Below are 17,264 nucleotides of genomic sequence, written 5' to 3' on the forward strand. Positions count from 1 at the left end.
GGTGTTGAGGAATTAACGCTTGAGCGACTGTGTGTGAAAAACACACATACGTCTTGGAATCGTGACCTGATATCAGATCTTAATTATTTCAAAGAGAATATATTAGAATAAAAGGCACGCATCAAAACTATCCTCCGAGGTTGTGGGGTGTTCCCCGCCCGCCGACCGGTCCGTTTTTGCGCGCGGCGGCTGTCTCCGCCGATATGGCGAAACAGCCGCACCTGCTGGTCGAGGAGGGCGACGTACACGACATCGCGATCATTCCCGGGGACCCCGGGCGCGTCGACCGGATCGCGGACCTCTGTGACGACAGCGAGGTCGTCGCGCAGAACCGCGAGTACAAGGTCGTCAACGCGAGCTACGAGGGCGTCGACCTCACGATCTGTTCGACGGGGATCGGCTGTCCCTCCGCCGCGATCGCCGTCGAGGAGCTCTCGCGGGTCGGCGTCGAGACGTTCGTCCGCTGTGGCACTTGCGGGGCGCTCCAGCCGGACATGGAGGTCGGCGACATGGTCGTCGCGACGGGCGCGGCCAAGGAGGAGGGGACGAGCAAGCGCTACGAGTCCGCGAACTACCCCGCGGTCCCGGACTACGACGTGCTCACCGGACTCGTCGGGGCGGCGGAGGACAACGACGAGGAGATCCACGTCGGACCGATCGTCTCCGACGACGCGTTCTACAACGAGAGCGACGAGTACGTCGACGACTGGAACGACGCGAACCTGCTCGCGATCGAGATGGAGGCCGCGACCGTCTTCTCGCTCGCGCGCCGCAAGGGCTTGGCCGCGGGTGCCATCTGTACCGTCGACGGGAACCTCGTCGCCGGCTCGCAGAAGGGCGCGGACTCCGACGACGAACTGCCGGAGAAGGCGAAAGACAACGTCGAGCGCGCGATTCGGATCACGCTGAACGCGGTCACGTCGCTGTAGCGGCCGAGAGGGGTCGGTCCCGCGGCGTTACTCTTCCGCGCGGAACTCCACGAGCGTCAGGTCTCGGTCGAGCGCGCACGTCTCGTGCGGCGGCTCACCCAGCACCCGATCGATGACGCGCTCGTCGTCGAAGTCGGCACCGTCGGGGACGCAGTAGCCGTGGCTCGGGCACTCGGTGTGCGGACAGGGGCCGGCGAGCGACGCCTTGCTGCCGGCGTAGGCGCGCTTCGAGGGGACGTTCGCCGGAACCGACGCGGGTTCGACCTCGACCGCACGGACGCCGGCGTCGTGGACCGCGCAGTCGAGCGTCTGCGCGTTCTCCCGGATGTCGGTCACACGGTACCGTTTCCCCTCGGAGAGGTTCAGGCACTGGCCGCGGTAGGGACACCCCTCGCAGTCGGTCGATTCCCCCTCGTAGACGAACTCGCGACCCACGTCGGCGAGCCGAGTCCCGATGAGCGTGACCGTGGTCATGCCCGGAGCGACGCGCCGCGCGGCCGTAAGCCTCCCGCCTCCGCCGGACGCGAGCGGACGGGCGGACTCGGCTCCGTTCGAAAGGGCACGCGCGGAGGGGAAGACACATGTCCGCGCCTCGGCAACGACGAGCGAAGATGATCGCGGGGGTCACGCGGGAGCTACGGGCCGAGGCCGAGCGGGCGAACGAGCGGCGGGTCCTCGCGCTCGCCGGCGACCGGGACCGCGCGATCGACGTCGCCTACGACGCGGTCGAGGCGGTCGAGATCGACGACGAGGACGTCTCTATCGTCTCGACGCGAGAGGGGTTCCGATTCGAGGAACACCGACCGCGGAGCGCCGACGAGCTGTTGGGGCGCACCCGCGAGGCGGTAATCCTCGACTGCCACGAGCGGTTCGTCCCGAACGCGCTCGGTCGAGCGGTCGGCGCTGTCGACGGCGGCGGACTCCTGATCCTCCTGACGCCCGCGCTCGACGACTGGCCGGGGATCCGCGACCGGTTCGACGACTCGCTCGGGGTGCCTCCGTACGGCGTCGACGACGTGACGGGGCGGTTCCGCGAGCGCCTCGTTTCGACGCTCCGAACTCACCCCGGCGTCGCGATCGTCGCGCTCGGCGACGACGCAGACGGAGACGTTCTCGAACGCGACGGACTCACCGGGGCGGGAGCGGCGGCGGAAGCAGAAGCGGATCGCGGGTCCGTCGACCGGCCGAGCGCGCCGCCGGACGCAGTGTTCCCCGCGGCCGCGTACGCCGCCTGTCTCACGGGCGATCAGTCGCGGGCGCTGCGGGCGTTCGAGGCGCTCGCGAGTCCCGGCTCCGCGGTCGTCGTCGAGTCCGACCGGGGGCGCGGGAAGTCGAGCGCGGCCGGGCTGGCGGCGGGCGCACTCGCACTCGGGGGCGGCGACGTGCTCGTCACCGCGCCCGGGTTCCGGAACGCCGCGGAGGTGTTCGCGCGAGCGCGGGGGCTGATCGGCGGGGAAACCGAGGGGCACGGCGGCGAGGTCGGCGACGGCGACGACCGCGACCTCCGGACTCCGGCGGGCGGTCGCGTCCGGTTTCTGCCGCCCGCGGCGGCCGCGGCGGAGGCCGCCGCGGCGGACGCCGTGATCGTCGACGAGGCGGCGGCGCTCCCGGTGCGGCTGCTGGAGGGGTTCCTCGACGCGCCCGCGGTGGCGTTCTGTACGACCGTCCACGGCTACGAGGGGGCGGGCCGCGGGTTCGCGGTCCGGTTCCGCGAGCGGCTGCTCGACTCGCGGTTCGCGGTGCGGGACGTGCGGCTCGACGAGCCGATCCGGTACGCGCGAGACGATCCGGTGGAGGCCTGGGCGTCGCGCGCGCTCCTGCTCGACGCCCGGCCCGCGGTGGACGAGGCGGTCGCGGACGCGTCGGTCGGCGACGCGACGTACCGGGCGCTCGATCCTGAAGACCTGCTCGCGGACGAGACGCTGCTCGGCGAGGCGTTCGGGCTGCTCGTCGCCGCGCACTACCGGACCGAGCCGAACGACCTCGCGCGGTTGCTCGACGCGCCGAACCTCGTCGCGCGGGCGCTGGTCGCGGGCGACCGGGTCGTCGCGGTCGCGCTGCTCGCGCGGGAGGGCGGACTGGACGCCGAGACGCGGCGGGGGATGTACGAGGGCGAGCGCGTCCGCGGGAACATGGTGCCGGACGTGCTCACGAGCCAGCTGCGCGACGAGAGCGCCGCCGGGCCGTACGGCCTGCGGACGGTCCGGATCGCGACCCACCACGCGCTCCGGGACGCGGGGTTCGGCTCGCGGCTGCTCGACGAGGTCCACGCGGAGTTCGGCGGCGACCGCGCGGGAGACGACGGCGACCCCGTCGACTACTTCTCGGTCGGCTACGGCGCGACGCCGCGGCTCCTCCGCTTCTGGCGGCGGGCCGGCTACCGGATCGTCCACCTCTCGACGACCCGGAACGACGCCTCGGGGGAACACTCCGCGGTCATGCTCCGGCCGGAGACGGCGGCGGGTCGCGACCTGCTCGACCGCCACGCCGTCGCGTTCCGGGACCGCGAGCGGGACGGGCTCTCGGACGCGCACCGCGACGTCGACCCGGACGTGATTCGCGGGGCGCTCCGGGCGTGTTCCGCCCCCGTCGCGGTCGATCTCACCGAGACCGAGTGGCGCTCCGTCGTCGGCGCGTCAGTCGGGCCGGGGATGTACGACAGCGCGCCCGGCGCGTTCCGCGACCTCGCGCTCGCGGCGCTGATAGAAGGGGACGGCGACGCCCCCATCGACGACCGCGAAGAGCGCCTGCTCGTTCGGAAGGTGCTTCAGGGCCGGTCGTGGGAGGGGGTCGCCGACGACCTCGGCTTCGCCTCGCTGAGCGCGTGTCGGCGCGCGCTCGGCGACGCCGCCGTCCCGCTCGTCGAGCGGTACGGCACCGAGTTCGCGCGCAGGGAGCGTGAACGATTTATAAACGACTGACAGAGCCGACACGATAGTTTATAGGTGAACGATGCGGTGGCGCGTGCCTGCGAGCGGCCGCCGGTGGCGGCCGCGACGCAGCACCGCGCGAGGGAGTCAGTCGCCGGAGCGAAGCGGAGGCGACTGACGAGGCTGGGGAGGCACGAGGTGCTGTGCGGTCGGGTGGGACTCGAAGGGGCAGCCGCGAGGACGAAGACGCGCGACGCAAGCACCGCAGCGAGGGAACGAAGTGACCGAGTGAGGCGCGCAGCGAGCGCATCGAGTCCTCGCGGCTGGGGCTTCGGCGGTCACACTCGGAACGGGATCACAGCGTATAGCCGAGCGACTGGGGCTTCGGAAGAGTTCACGTCGATCAGCGACTTATAAGCGGAACCACCCTCGTACAGCCGGGAAACCGAGACTCCGAGCGTCAACGCCGCGCCGGCACGTTCGACTATTTATAAGCGGTTCTCGCGACCGGGGTCGACGTCGATCGCGTCGACCGGGCAGACGTCGACGCAGAGCATACAGTCGATACACTGGTCCTCGTCGGCGGGGTTCGCCTTCCGCTCGGACTCCGGGTGCCCGGGCGTGTCGACCCACTCGAACACATCGACCGGGCAGTCCTCCAGACACGCGCCGTCGGCGAGACAGATATCGAAGTCGACCGCGACGTGCGTGCCGCGTATTCCCTGCTTTTCCGGCGGTTCGACGGGTCCCCACACGGCGACGCCGTCCTCCTCGCCGGCCCGCTCGCGGTTCGTTTCGAAGTTCGGGTCGATAGCCATCTTGACCGTGATTCGGTGCTCGGACGCTTAAACTCCGCGGGGTCGGGACGTTCCGGTCAGGGGTGCGCGTAGTACGCCACCAGATCCTCGGAGCCGTCCGGACCACCCGCCTCGTCGGTCGCGTCGGGGTCGAACGCGTCGATCCGCGCGAAGCCGACGCGGACGAACTGGATCACCGTGTCGGGGTCGACGTCGGCGAGCGCCGGTTCGGCGATCCCTCGCACGTCGCCCTCGACGGTCCGGAGGAGCGTCTCCAGCCCCTCGTCGGCGGGGGCCCAGTGGATCACGTCCACGTCGCCGTCGCGGACCACGTCGATGTCGGCGTCGAGGAAGACGAGTTCGTCGCCCGCGTGACGGACGCAGCCGTACCCCTTCAGCCAGACGCGCTCGCCCTCGTCCGGGAGGTCGGGGGATTCGACGACGACGCGACCGGCGGGGACCTCGCGGTCGCCGCGGTCGGCGTGGTCGGGGTGGAGCGGCGGGTGGCCCGCCTCGGGCGCGGGTTCGTCGCCGTCGACGACCGGCAGTTCCACGGCGGGCGCGTCGTCGCGGTCGCGGACGAAGAAGTACCGGTTCGCCTCGTCGTCGACGAGGTCTCGGTTGTTCGCGTACACGGAGGACATCGCCAGATCGACGTCGGAGGTGGACATGCCGAGTTCCGTCATCGAGTCGACGAGCGCCTGCCCGCGGATGCCGCGGCGGCGCATGGACTGGATCGTCGGCGCGCGGGGATCGTCCCAGCCCGTCAGCTCGCCGGTCTCGATCAGCTCCTTGATCGTCGAGGTCGACAGCTTCACGTCGTACTCGTCGACCTGAACGTGGCCCCAGTGGAGCACCTCGGGATACTCCCAGCCGAAGTAGTCGTAGACGAACCGCTGGCGCTTCGCGGAGTCCTGGAGGTCGATGCCGCGGATGATGTGCGTGACGCCCGTGAGGTGGTCGTCGACGCCGGACTGGAAGTCGAGCATGGGCCAGCAGCGGTACTCTGCGGCCTCCTCGCGCGGGTGCGGCGTGTCGATCATGCGGAACGCGACCCAGTCGCGCAGGGCGGGGTTCTTGTGTTCGATGTCGGTCTTGACGCGGAGGACCAATTCGCCGGAGCCGTACTCTCCGTCGACCATCGCCTCGAACTCCTCGCGGACCGTCTCGCCGTCCTTCTCGCGGTGGGGACACGCCTCGCCCGCGTTCTTCAGCTCCGAGAACTCGTCGCCGGAACACGAGCAGGTGTACGCGCCGCCGGCGTCGATCAGCTCGCGGGCGTGGTCGTAGTACGTCTCCAGCCGGTCGGACGCCCGAATCACGCGGTCCGGCTCGAAGCCGAGGTACTCGATGTCTTCGAGGATGGCGTCGTAGGCGTCAAGGTCGGGTCGCTTCGTCTCCGGGTCCGTGTCGTCGAACCGGCAGATGAACTCCCCGTCGTAGCGCTCCTTGTACGTCCCGATGACGGCGGGCATTCGGGCGTGACCGACGTGCCACGGGCCGTTCGGGTTCGGCGCGGCGCGCATCACGACTTCCCCGTCCTCGGCGTTCGGCAGGTCGGGGAGGACGCGGTCGTCGGCCTCCGCCTCCGCCTCGAGCTCCGCGAGCCTGTCGGGCGCGAGTTCGCCGAGCCGCTCGCGGCGCTCGGCGTCGTCCAACTCGGCGACCTCGTTCACGACCGGTGCGAGGACGCCCGGAATCTCGTCGCCGTGCGGGCGGAACTCGGGGTTCTCGCCCATGATCGGGCCCATGATCGCGCCCACCTCCGGATCGTTGCCGTGCTTGAGCGCGTTGAAAAGCGCCGCGGCCTCGCCGGCCGCCGCGACGCGCTCGCGGAGTTCGTCGTCCATACGGCTCGCTTGGCGGGGTCGGGTCAAAAACGCCGCGAAACGGCGGGGAGGGGCGGATCCCCCAGCGGCGCAGGCGGAGCGGACAGCGCGGCCCGGCCGGACAGCACGGGCGGCGTGGGCGGCGACCGCCGCGACGGCGCGCCGCGTGCGGGACGGCGGGTAGGGGCGCTCGACACGAGCCGACGGACCGGCTTAAACTACCGAGACCGTTCACGCGCGTAACGGGCCGCTACCGGCGTAAACGGTCGAGACGCTTTTACCCGCCCGGACAGAACGGGCAGACTTTCGGCAGGACGAGAGGCGTGACCGCCCGGATCGGGGGCCCTGACCCGGACGAACGGGTTCGGTTCGTGGCCTTGATGGTCGCCGGGGGCGTGGTGGACGCATGAGCGCAGCGTCGACGGTCGTCGGAACGCGGAGGAGGGGGTCGGCGTGGTAGGACCGATCTCCGAGGCGGAGCGAGACGCCGGAAATCGGAAGATAAAGCTCGTGTTGCTCGCGATCGTCACCGTCTCGCCGCCGCTGATCGCCCTCCAGTTCGACCCGTCGCCGGTCCAACTGCTCGCCGCGCTCGGCGGCGGCCTCCTCCTCGGATTGGCGGTCGTGTGGTACCTCGGACGGCTCGCAGCGGAGTTCAGCGGCGGGCGGCGACGACCCGGGCGACGGCGCTGACCCGCCTCTGGCCTCGGGTAAGTACGGCCAGCCTTGTTGAATTCAATAGAAATTGACAATTTTGCTCTCTCAGTCGCTCAGCACAGGTGATCCACATACTGACACACAGTACGGATCTAGCCATGTTATATCAGAATTCTAAAATGATTCGCGGATAGATTCCGCAAGCGGGCGGTGGGGTAATCGTATTTCTCTCCGGTTCGTGGAGGCGGTTGCCTAACCTTATTTACGCGTTCGCAACATCAACAACGTGTGTATCGGCGTTCCCTCCTTGTAGCACTCACTCCCGCTCTCGCCGGCTGCTCGCTTACACCGACTGGCCCCTTAACGGAGTCATACCCGACCAGTGCCCCGAACGTTTTCGCCTCCTTCGACTGGGACCCCGACCGATCTGTACTCATCGTAACGTTCGATCGTGGCAACCGCTTGACGGCCGAAAACACCGGGCGACTCAGTGTAATCACACCAGACCCCGAAGGCGTTGAGACGGTGTGGGTCGACCGGGACGATACCGACACGGCCTCCGAGTTCCCACTTACACCCGGAGCGACGCTACATCACGAGATCTCGGCCCCGGCGACGACCCATGTGGTCTGGGAGGGCCCAGAGCAGCAGAACTCGCAGGCGGTCGGTAACTGGCGGCCGGAGATGACTCGTTCCGAGGGTGGCGAATGAACCGACGGAGGTTCCTCGCCGGGGCGGGCATAACGGCCCTCGGTACGATCACGGGGTACGGTGGCCTCCGGGTTACAGACATTCGTCCATACGACCCGGCGCTGCCGACAGGCGAATCGCCGCGTGAGCGTATTATTGCGGCTGCTCGACATCGCCACGCTGTCGATCATCGAGCCGTCACCAAGGTCCGGGTTCTGGAAGATTGGACCGGTGAGACACCGTATGACCTCGATATCCGCAAGCTGTGGCACGAACCCTCACGACGGCGGCACCTCCACACGCTAACGACGTTCGAGACGCCGCTGACAAACAGCAGTCGTCTCGCGGACGCCCCTGACAGGGAGTACATCACGCCCCATCAGACGCTGTGGGCGCTCCTTCACTACAACCGAGTGCTCAACGATAGTTACGACCTTCCGTTGACGAACGTGCGCTACATCACAGACGGAGCTTGGCTCTATGACCACGATGCGCCGACGCCAGAGGGAGACGCTGTACGCGTCTCAGACAAGCGGAGCGGACACATACCCGACGGTGACTACGAGCGAGCCTTCGAGCCAGTCGGTCGTGATTTCATCCGCCCTCACCGGACCGACTGGACGCGAACCGCTGCCGATGACGCGACCGTCACGTACCGCGTCACCGGAGCAGATGCGTACGCACAGGTCGTTCCACTGCCGTTCGCACCCATTTCGGCGTCGGCGTTCGGCGACTGTTGGATAGAGGTGACACTACACCGTAAGACGGGGCGACTCCGGCGGATCGTCGACAATCGTGCCGTCGTCATTGACCTTCAAGACGGCGCTGGAGAGCGGTCGCTGACGTATCGCATTGAAACCAAGATCGACCGGTACGGGGACACACGCGCGCGCCGGCCGGCTGGGAGCGTTAACCGGAGCCTCGAATCGCGTGTGAGAGCTCTGCTTTTCGATCTGATGAACTACTGATCTCTTACAGGCGGGAGACACGCCGCGTCCTGCTCAATTTTCTCCTGTCGATGAGTAAAACGATCACTCACGAGTGATTTTCATACACACGCGCGCTGTATCTCGCGTAGCTATCGGGACATTTCTTTGAGCTAGTAGCAATCTCGACACTCAATAAGCAGATCTCATCGAACGGCTGTTTCGGGCGAGAACATGTCCGGAGAATAGGATATCAGCGGTGCCGGCCGGCCGTATTCAATCCGCGCCCGTCTCCGCGCCGCGAGCCGGTTCGACGAGGTCGCCGGCCCGGTCGCCCGCGACCGCGCGCGAACTCGACAGCGGCGAGATGCTCACCTCGCCCTCGACGGCCGCCCGGCGGTCCGAACCGGGGTCGTCCGCGACGTCGCCGCGGAGGAACTCCCGCCAGAAGCGGTCGCGGAGTTCCATCCCCATCTCGCCGCGACGCTCGCCGAACTCCCATCCTTCGGGGACGTTCTCGTCTTCGGGGACGCTCTCGTTCTCGGGCCCCTCCTCGCCGGGGTGGAACTCGATCACGTCGAAGCCGCGCGCCGGCTCGGTCAGTCGGTAGGTCGGATCCACCGCCGCCTCGTCGTCCGCGGCCGGCACGTTGACGTTCAGCACGTCCGCGCCGAACGGGAGGATCCCCTCGTCGATCCGGTCGAGCAGGTCGGCGACGACCTCGCCGGCGACCGCGAAGTCGCCGGCGTCGAGCGTCGGCGGCACGGGGAGGTTGCCGCGGTCGTACAGCGAGACCGCGATCGCGGGCGTGCCGAGGAAGGAGGCCTCCATCGCGGCCCCGACGGTGCCGGACTGCCCGAGGATGTGCGCGCCGATGTTCGGCCCGTGGTTACAGCCGGAGACGACGACGTCGGGGTCGAGTCCAAGCGCCACGTCCGCGACCGCGACGCAGTCGGCAGGGGTCCCCTCGACCGCGTAGCCGCGGTCCGTCTCGGTGTACTCGACCGTCGTCTCCCACCACGAGCGCGCGCCGCCGACGCCGGACTGATTGCTCTCGGGCGCGACGACCGTCACGTCGTACTCGGTCGAGAGCGCGTCCGCGAGCGCCCGGATCCCGACGGCGTCGATCCCGTCGTCGTTGGTGAGCAGGATCTCGGTTGTCACGCGTCACTCTGCGAGGGGACGAGAGAAAACGTCGCCGGTCTGAGACGGGGAGAAACGGCGGCGACGGGGAGCGCGGGGGTCGCGAACGTCGACCGGGTGGTACTCCGATTGGTCAGCGGAGGGCGCTGTGACCGCGAGAAACGGGGACCGGTCGGGCGTCAGTCCGCGGCGATTCGACGGTCCGACGTCGCCAGATCCAGCACCTCGTCGAAGAAGCCGAGCGAGTCGTGCGGGCCGGGGTTCGCCTCGGGGTGGTACTGGCGGGTGATGACGTCGAGTTCGTCGCTGTCGAGGCCCTCGACGGTGTCGTCGTTGACGTTCACCTGCGTCACCTCCAGCGGACCGGTGTCGTCGACCGTGTAGCCGTGGTTCTGCGTGGTCATCACGACCTTGTCCGTGCGGAGGTCCTTGACGGGCTGGTTGACGCCGCGGTGGCCGAACGCCATCTTCTCGGTCGAGCCGCCGAGCGCGCTCGTGATCACCTGCTGGCCGAGACAGATGCCGGCCAGCGGCACCTCGCCCGCGAACTCGTCGACGACCTCTTGGGCCGCGACGAAGTTCTCCGGGTCACCCGGGCCGTTAGAGACGAAGAGCACGTCGGGTTCGACGGCGGCCACGTCCTCGGGGGTCGCGTCGTACGGGAGGACGTGGACGTCAGCGCCGCGCTCGGTGAGCGAGGAGACGATAGAGCCCTTCGCGCCGCAGTCGAGCATGGCCACGTCGACGTCGCCGCCACCCTCGTGGACGGTCGGCTCCGTGACGGAGACCTGCGCGCCGATGTCGACGTGGTCGCTCATCGGCTTACACGCCTCCATCTCCGAGACCGCGTCCTCCGGGGTCGCGTCCGGGCCGGCCGCGATCCCGCAGGCCATCGCACCCTCCTCGCGGACGGTGGTGACGATCTCGCGGGTGTCGACGTGGTCGACGGCGGGCACGCCCTCGCCGGCGAGCCAGTCGGCGACGTCGTCGGTCAGCTCCCGCGCGACCGCCGCGCGGGGCTGGACCGAGTCGGACTCGAACCGTTCGCTTCGGACGCCGTAGTTCCCGATCAAGGGGTACGAGAAGGTGAGGATCTGTTCGGCGTAGGAGGGGTCGGTGAGCGACTCCTCATAGCCGGTGTACGCGGTCGTGAACACCAGTTCGCCGCGAGTACGCCCCGGCGCACGGGCGCGCGCTTCGAACACGCGTCCGTCGGCCAGCGCGATGTAGGCGTCCGACATTACGAGAAACGTACGCGTAAAGGGTAATAAATGCGTCGTTCGAAGGTTCGTTACGATATTCGTAACGGGTAAGGCGACGGGGGAGAGACGGACCGGTATGGACGACCTCGACCGACGGATCCTCTCGATCCTGCGACGGGACGCGCGGACCCCGTACACGGAGATCGCGGACCGAGTCGGGACCTCCGAGGGGACCGTGCGCAACCGCGTCGACCGGATGACCGACGAGGGCGTGATCGAGCGGTTCACCGTCACGACCCGCACCGGCAACGTGAAGGCGATGATCGAGATCTCGGTGGAGATGAACGTCAACACGGACGAAGTCGGCCAGCGGATGGTCGACTGGGAGGAGGTCGACTTCGTCTGGCAGGTCTCCGGCGAGGAGGACATCGTCCTCGTCGTCGACGCGGTCGACACGCGCGCGGTCAACGAACTGATCACGCAGGCCCGCGAGATGGACGAGGTCAAGTCGACGAAGACGCGGCTCATCCTCGACGAGCGGCTGGGATAGCAGTCGACAGCGACGGGACCCCATCAAAACTGACGCGTCGCTCGTCGGGGCAGAGCGGTTCCGAAAGAAACGAGTCGTCGGTCGTCACCGTGCGGCGACGTTGAACCTCGCGTTAGTTGCGGACGACGTTCATCGCACGGGGGCCCTTCGGGGCCTGCTCGATGTCGAAGTCGATGTCCTGTCCCTCCTCGAGGTCCGGGCCGCCGACATCTTCCATGTGGAAGAACACGTCGTCGTCAGAGTCGTCAGTCGAGATGAAACCGTAGCCGCCAGTGTTGTTGAAGAAGTCAACTTTTCCGTTCGCCATTACAAACATACGTTCACTCTGTGAGGGCATAACCTTTCCGAGGGTCGTGGTGGCACGGCACCTCGCGTGGAACCGCGGACGAGTGTGGCGGTCAATACAGATGACCGAAGTACCAGCCGCCGTCGTAGTGAACAAGTAACACGGCGATATGGTCTGGTATCGAGAGTTGTTCGCGGAGAGCGTTGAACGGCTCCGAATACGGTTTACACTCGGTGTACGTTCCGTCGATCGCTCGGGCCACGATATCCTGCTGTTGGCTCGTCAGGGAGTCGAGAACAACCCCCCGATTGTCTCCGATGTATTCCTTGAATTCATCCGGTGACCTCGCAACGAGTTCAGTCGAGACGGTCGTGCTCGTGATCTTCACCGTCAGTTGCTGCTCGAAGGTCAATCGGAGCAACGTCTCGTCCCATTCCAAATAGTGCGTGGCACCACCCGGGATGAACACGGATCGGTCCCGTACACCGGTCTGTTCGTACGCAAACACGACTGAGAACGACGTGTAATGTGGTGCGTGAAGGAGCCCTGAATTCCCTATTGCGCTGTGGAGTGACTCACGATCGTGAGCAGGTAGTTCGGTAAACGGACGAACTGTCACCCCGTCTGAGAGCGCAGATTCATCGACATCGATCTCGACCGAGTATTCGTAACCGGTCGTCTGTGTTCCGTCGTGATCGGTCGTGTTGATACGGAAATAGCGTGCTTCAGGCCCCGTGACTACGAAGTCCTTCCGGGGGTCCGGAGCGTAGTATCTCCGGGAAGTAGATTCACCGCGTTCCGAATCGAGCGCGTCGGTAACGGCGACTTGCGACGCGTGAGGCAACCCGTCGAGAGGTGTACTACACTCGTTGGCGATTCCGGTCGCCGTCGCTTCGTCCAGTGAAAGGCCACCCTCGTTCGAGTCCGAACAGGAGTCCGACCGTGAAAACGGCGCGAGACAGCCGGCGGTGGCCGTAATGCCGATACCACCGATCACCCGAAGAACTTGCCGTCGAGTGCTATCACGTGGAGGGCACGTCATGCCGGACGGTTGGTCGCTCCCGTTGAAGTATCCGGGGGAGAACGTTTCATCGCTTCACTCATGAATAGGATTCGATTCGCACGCTACACCGACCCGCTGTTTCACACGATAGCACATCTGAAAAAGAGGATTTCAATGGAGCCGGCGAAGCGATTCGGGCGCTCGGCGCTCGCTTACGCGAGCTCCTCGATCTGCTCGACGACGGCGTCCGCGAACTCCGAGGTGGCGAGCTTCTCGCCGCCCTCGATCTGGCGGTGGAGGTCGTAGGTGACCCGCTTGGAGGCGATGGTCTCCTCGACGGCCTCGCGCACGAGGTCGGCGGCGTCGGACCAGCCGAGGTAATCGAGCATCTCGCGGCCCGAGAGGATCATCGCGGTGGGGTTCACCTTGTCCTCGCCGGCGTACTTGGGCGCGGAGCCGTGGACCGGCTCGGCGAGACAGCGACCGTGACCGCGGTTGATGCCGGGCGCGATGCCGAGGCCGCCGATCTGCGCGCCGGCGGCGTCGGACATGTAGTCGCCGTTGAGGTTCATCGTCGCGATGACCGAGTACTCGTCGGTGCGGGTCAGCAGCTGCTGGAGCATGTTGTCCGCGATGCGGTCCTTGACGACGAGGGTGCCCTCGGGCTGCTCGCCGTCGTGCTCCTCCCAGAGCTGGTCTTCGGTGATCACGTCGTCGCCGTACTCCTCCTCGGCGACCTCGTAGCCCCAGTCACGGAACGCGCCCTCGGTGAACTTCATGATGTTCCCCTTGTGGACGAGCGTGACGGAGTCGCGGTCGTTCGCAAGCGCGTAGTCGATCGCCTCGCGGATGAGGCGCTTCGAGCCGAACTCGGAGATGGGCTTGACGCCGATGCCGACCGGGCCGTCGTGGATGACGTCCGGGACGTCCATGTCCTGTTCGAGGAAGTCGCGTACCTTCTCGGAGCCGTCGGTGCCGGCCTCCCACTCGATGCCGGCGTAGACGTCCTCGGTGTTCTCCCGGAAGGTGACCATGTCCATCTCCTCCGGGTTCTTAACGGGCGACGGGACGCCGTCGATGTAGTAGGTCGGGCGGACGTTCGCGTAGAGGTCGAGCGTCTTGCGGAGCGCGACGTTCAGCGAGCGGAAGCCGGCCCCGACGGGCGTCGTCAGCGGGCCCTTGATCGCGACGCGGTGGTCGCGGATGGCCGAGACGGTGTCCTCGGGGAGGTTCTCGTCGTACATCTCACGGGCGCTGCCGCCGGCGTAGACGCGCATCCACGCGATGGAACGACCCGTCGCCTCGGCGGCGGCGTCGAGTACCTGCTGTGCGGCCGGCCCGACGTCGGTGCCGATCCCGTCGCCGTGAATGATCGGGATGATCGGGTTCTCGGGAACGTTCAGCTCGCCGGTCTCCTCGTCGGCGAGCGTGATGGCCTCGCCGTCTTCGGGGACATCGACTTTGTCGTAGCTCATAACGGGCGTGGATTCTTGTGGCCCCCTAAAGTGCCTGCCGTTTTCGGCGTGAGCGTCGCGCTCGCAGCGTTTGCCGGTTTCGGGCCCCGGTGGCCGTCCGCCTCCGGCAGGGCCGTCCCGGCCGCAGACCGGCTCGACCGCGACGCGTCAGACCGGCTCGACCACGGCACCTCAGACCGACTCGACCGCGACATCGAACATCGACCGCCAGCGGTAGCGGCGGCCGCCCCAGACGAAGGTTCGACGAGCGAACGCGTACGCCAAAAGCGGCGGGGCGACCAGCACGCCGGGCGCTGCGAGCAGGAACGTCACGCGCCGGATCCCGAACCGGGCGTAGGCGACGCCCGCGAGCGCCGTGACGAGCGTCACGCCCGCGACCGGCGCGAGCAGACAGAGCGCCGCCATCGCGACGCCGAGGAGGACGTTGAACGCGGTCGCCACGGGAGCGTGGTACCGGGTAATCGTGAGGAAGCGGACGAACCGCTCCAGCGACCCGCGGAGCGATCCGCCGGCCAGGACCTGCCGCGTCCGGTCGACCGCGGCCACGTCGAGGTGGTCGGAGAGCGTCCCGTCGTCGCTGACCGTCCGCCGGAGGTCGCGTAGGAGCGCGGCCGTCCCGTCGCGGAGGTCGTCGCGCTCGAATATCACCGCACCGCCCCACGCGATGCCCGGCGCGCCCCATGCGGTGCCCGACGTCGAGACGGCGAGCGTCCCGCCGATCACGTACGCCGGCTCGAACAGCCGGGCGAGGGGGTCGCGCCCGACGAACACCGGGATCTCCGTGGTCGGCCCGCGACGCTCGTAGTCGGCGTCGAGCGTCGCCAGCCACGTCGGCGGGTGATGGAAGTCGTCGTCGGTCCAGCAGATCCGGTCGTTCGCTGCGGTCTCCATCCCGGTGGCGATGGCGTTGGCCTTCCCGGAACAGCCCTCCGGCTCGCCGGCGACCACGACCTCCACCCGAGACGGCAGGTCGCCGCGGCGGTCCGCCACGGGGTCGTCCGGAGAGTCGCAGATAACGAGCAGTTCGTCGCCTGTGACGCCCCTGTCGGCTTCGATGCCGGCGTCCCCGTCAACGTCGATGCCGGCGTCCTCGTCGAACGCCTCGGGACCGCGGAGCTGGTCCGCCACCTCGTCGCAGGCGTCGGTCCAGCGGACGGTCGGGAGCAGGACCGAGATCGGCGCAGAACGCGTCGGTGCCGTGGGTTCTGAACGCGTCGAGGCCGCGGTCGGTTCTGAAGCGGTCACGTCGAACCGTTCGCCCGCCGGGAAGATAAACGGTCGATCGCCGAAGCGATCGACTGGCACCGCTCACGCGAGGCGGCACTCCCGAGAGCCGAGCGTCTCGGTCCGCGTCTCCCCGGTCTCGACGTCGACGTCGACCGCCGAGAGCGACACCGACGCGATCCGTCCGTCGGCGGTGAACGCGTCCGCACGGTCGCAGAGGTGCGCGAGGACCGGATCGACGCGAGCCGGATCGGGGTCGTCTGCGAGCAGAGTGAGGAGCTTCCGCCAGCGCGCGGTGGGGTACGCCCGGGCGTCGGAGGGCGGCCGGTCCCGAGCGACGCGGTCGCCGTACAGCGCGTCGATCCGATCGCCGTCGGCGGTCGTCGCGGTCGCCAGCACGAGCGCGTCGGTCGACGGGGGGTCCGGCGCGAACATGTCCCAGCCGCCCTCGGTCGGGTCCGCCGCCGACGCGACCGGCTCGGGCGTCTCGACGAGTCCGAGCGCCATCCCGTTCCACGCGACGAGCGCGACGAGGAGGACCGCGGCGAGGACCGGAACGACGACGGCGGCGCGGTCGCGGACGGCCCGGAGCGGTCCGCCCTCAGTCGGCGGATTCGTGAGGAAGGGCCGACGGCTCGCGACGGAGCGAAGCCGGTCGGCGGCGGGAGCGACCGCCCGCTCAACCCGGTCCCAGACGAACGGCGGGAAGAAGGGGAGCAGCGCGGTCGCGGAGATGACGGAGAAGACGCCGATCTGGAGCGTGAACGCCATCGAAAGGTGCGCCGCGAGGAGCGTTCCCGCGAGCGCGACCCGGACTCGGCCGACGGCCGCGATCAGCAGCGGCGAGGCGACGAGCAGCGCCAGCCAGCCGTAGGTGGCGGCGGAGAGCAGCGCGGACCACTCGGGGACGAGTCCGCCGAGCGGGCCGTGGAGGTAGGTGAGTCGGAAGACCCGCTCGACCGCTTCCCCTGCGGGCCACGCCGTCCCGCGGAGCTTCTCGACCGCGTTGGAGACGTACACCACGACGACGAGCGTCAACAGGAGCGTCGAAGCTGGACCGGCGACGCGCTCGGTCGCGGGCCGGGAGCCCGACTCGGACGGCGCACGCGACGCCGGCTCCGCCTCGGCCCCGACGCTGCGGCCGCGGACGGCGTCGAGCGACCACCGCGCGCCGAGCGGGCACAGGAGTCCGGCACCTAAAAGCTGGAGGAGGAGGGTGTCGCCGGCGTTGAGGACGAACGGGTTCCGCGCCTGAAGCGACGCGAGCAGGACCAGCGAGACCCCGGTCGCGACGCGGGTCCGGTACCCGGCCGCGAGCGCGACGGCGGCGACGGCGGCGGCGAGAAACAGCAGCGCGACGGCCCGCGCCTCGCCGGAGAGGGCGTGGAGCGAGAGCCGGGCCGCGACGGGGTACGTCTCGGCAAGCAGCGCGCGAGGGAGGACGCCGGCGTCCGTGTAGAAGGCGATCAGGTTCCGGGCACGGAGCGCGAGGTCGGCGAGGAGGGCGACGCCGAGCGCGACCCGGAACGCGGCGAGCGCGCGCGGATCGATCCCGAATCGGCATCGGAGCGCAGCGCGGAGGCGGGGGGCGGAGAAGCGGGAGGCGAGAGAGCGGGAGCCCGAGTGCGAACGACCGGAGTCGCCGCCGGCGGGATCGGCTGTCGTCACGGTGTTTCCGAGTCG

Annotated in this window: 15 protein-coding genes; 5 read left to right on the forward strand and 10 right to left on the reverse strand. The window is 68.4% G+C overall.

The genetic code is table 11. The features are described from left to right. Positions 1-203 precede the first annotated feature (203 nt). Positions 204-929 (forward strand): guanosine phosphorylase, encoded by a 726-nt coding sequence (locus tag QOL69_RS06975; protein WP_283402611.1) that lies wholly within the window; start codon positions 204-206, stop codon positions 927-929. A 27-nt stretch (positions 930-956) separates the two neighbouring features. Here QOL69_RS06975 and QOL69_RS06980 read toward each other — a convergent pair whose 3' ends face one another. Then, entirely contained in the window at positions 957-1,403 is a 447-nt protein-coding gene (locus tag QOL69_RS06980; RefSeq protein ID WP_283402612.1) for a UPF0179 family protein, read from the reverse strand. A 137-nt stretch (positions 1,404-1,540) separates the two neighbouring features. Between QOL69_RS06980 and tmcA the strand changes: the two genes are divergently transcribed. Continuing rightward, positions 1,541-3,850, forward strand: a complete 2,310-nt coding sequence (tmcA, locus tag QOL69_RS06985) for a tRNA(Met) cytidine acetyltransferase TmcA (protein WP_283402613.1) — start codon at positions 1,541-1,543, stop codon at positions 3,848-3,850. A 437-nt stretch (positions 3,851-4,287) separates the two neighbouring features. Here the strand turns inward: tmcA and QOL69_RS06990 are convergent, their stop codons facing one another. Together QOL69_RS06990 and QOL69_RS06995 are read right to left on the reverse strand one after the other, a co-directional pair. After that, positions 4,288-4,617, reverse strand: coding sequence for a 4Fe-4S dicluster domain-containing protein (locus tag QOL69_RS06990; RefSeq protein ID WP_048078370.1), 330 nt, complete (start codon positions 4,615-4,617; stop codon positions 4,288-4,290). Positions 4,618-4,673: 56 nt separating this feature from the next. Next, positions 4,674-6,446 carry a glutamate--tRNA ligase gene (locus QOL69_RS06995; RefSeq protein WP_283402614.1) on the reverse strand — a complete coding sequence of 591 codons (1,773 nt, stop codon included), beginning with the start codon at positions 6,444-6,446 and terminating at the stop codon, positions 4,674-4,676. A 432-nt stretch (positions 6,447-6,878) separates the two neighbouring features. Between QOL69_RS06995 and QOL69_RS07000 the strand changes: the two genes are divergently transcribed. Both QOL69_RS07000 and QOL69_RS07005 read left to right on the forward strand, forming a co-directional pair. Further along, positions 6,879-7,118, forward strand: a complete 240-nt coding sequence (locus QOL69_RS07000; RefSeq protein ID WP_283402615.1) for a DUF8527 family protein — start codon at positions 6,879-6,881, stop codon at positions 7,116-7,118. Positions 7,119-7,789: 671 nt separating this feature from the next. Beyond that, a complete protein-coding gene (locus QOL69_RS07005; RefSeq protein ID WP_048078372.1) occupies positions 7,790-8,740 on the forward strand; it encodes a hypothetical protein in 951 nt (316 codons plus the stop codon). Between the two features lie 234 nt (positions 8,741-8,974). Here QOL69_RS07005 and surE read toward each other — a convergent pair whose 3' ends face one another. After that, the gene (gene surE / locus QOL69_RS07010; RefSeq protein WP_283402616.1) at positions 8,975-9,862 is read right to left on the reverse strand and encodes a 5'/3'-nucleotidase SurE; all 888 of its coding nucleotides are present in this window, start codon (positions 9,860-9,862) and stop codon (positions 8,975-8,977) included. A gap of 158 nt (positions 9,863-10,020) precedes the next feature. Further along, positions 10,021-11,082 carry a glutamine-hydrolyzing carbamoyl-phosphate synthase small subunit gene (gene carA / locus QOL69_RS07015; RefSeq protein ID WP_283402617.1) on the reverse strand — a complete coding sequence of 354 codons (1,062 nt, stop codon included), beginning with the start codon at positions 11,080-11,082 and terminating at the stop codon, positions 10,021-10,023. Positions 11,083-11,179: 97 nt separating this feature from the next. Here carA and QOL69_RS07020 point away from each other — a divergent pair, with 97 nt between their 5' ends. Next, positions 11,180-11,593 carry an Lrp/AsnC family transcriptional regulator gene (locus QOL69_RS07020; RefSeq protein ID WP_048078374.1) on the forward strand — a complete coding sequence of 138 codons (414 nt, stop codon included), beginning with the start codon at positions 11,180-11,182 and terminating at the stop codon, positions 11,591-11,593. A 112-nt stretch (positions 11,594-11,705) separates the two neighbouring features. Here the strand turns inward: QOL69_RS07020 and QOL69_RS07025 are convergent, their stop codons facing one another. The 5 genes from QOL69_RS07025 to QOL69_RS07045 all read right to left on the reverse strand — a co-directional run bounded on the left by QOL69_RS07025 (position 11,706) and on the right by QOL69_RS07045 (position 17,249). Next, on the reverse strand, positions 11,706-11,900 hold the full coding sequence (locus tag QOL69_RS07025; protein ID WP_283402618.1) for a cold-shock protein: 195 nt from the start codon (positions 11,898-11,900) through the stop codon (positions 11,706-11,708). Positions 11,901-11,991: 91 nt separating this feature from the next. Continuing rightward, entirely contained in the window at positions 11,992-12,876 is an 885-nt protein-coding gene (locus QOL69_RS07030) for a hypothetical protein (RefSeq protein WP_052334973.1), read from the reverse strand. A 218-nt stretch (positions 12,877-13,094) separates the two neighbouring features. Then, the gene (icd, locus tag QOL69_RS07035) at positions 13,095-14,357 is read right to left on the reverse strand and encodes an isocitrate dehydrogenase (NADP(+)) (RefSeq protein ID WP_283402619.1); all 1,263 of its coding nucleotides are present in this window, start codon (positions 14,355-14,357) and stop codon (positions 13,095-13,097) included. A gap of 171 nt (positions 14,358-14,528) precedes the next feature. Continuing rightward, entirely contained in the window at positions 14,529-15,602 is a 1,074-nt protein-coding gene (locus QOL69_RS07040) for a glycosyltransferase family 2 protein (RefSeq protein ID WP_283402620.1), read from the reverse strand. 63 nt (positions 15,603-15,665) lie between these two features. Next, positions 15,666-17,249 carry an HTTM domain-containing protein gene (locus QOL69_RS07045; RefSeq protein ID WP_283402621.1) on the reverse strand — a complete coding sequence of 528 codons (1,584 nt, stop codon included), beginning with the start codon at positions 17,247-17,249 and terminating at the stop codon, positions 15,666-15,668. Positions 17,250-17,264: the final 15 nt, after the last annotated feature.

Source organism: Halorubrum sp. DM2 (genome assembly GCF_901686465.1).
Taxonomy (GTDB): Archaea; Halobacteriota; Halobacteria; order Halobacteriales; family Haloferacaceae; genus Halorubrum.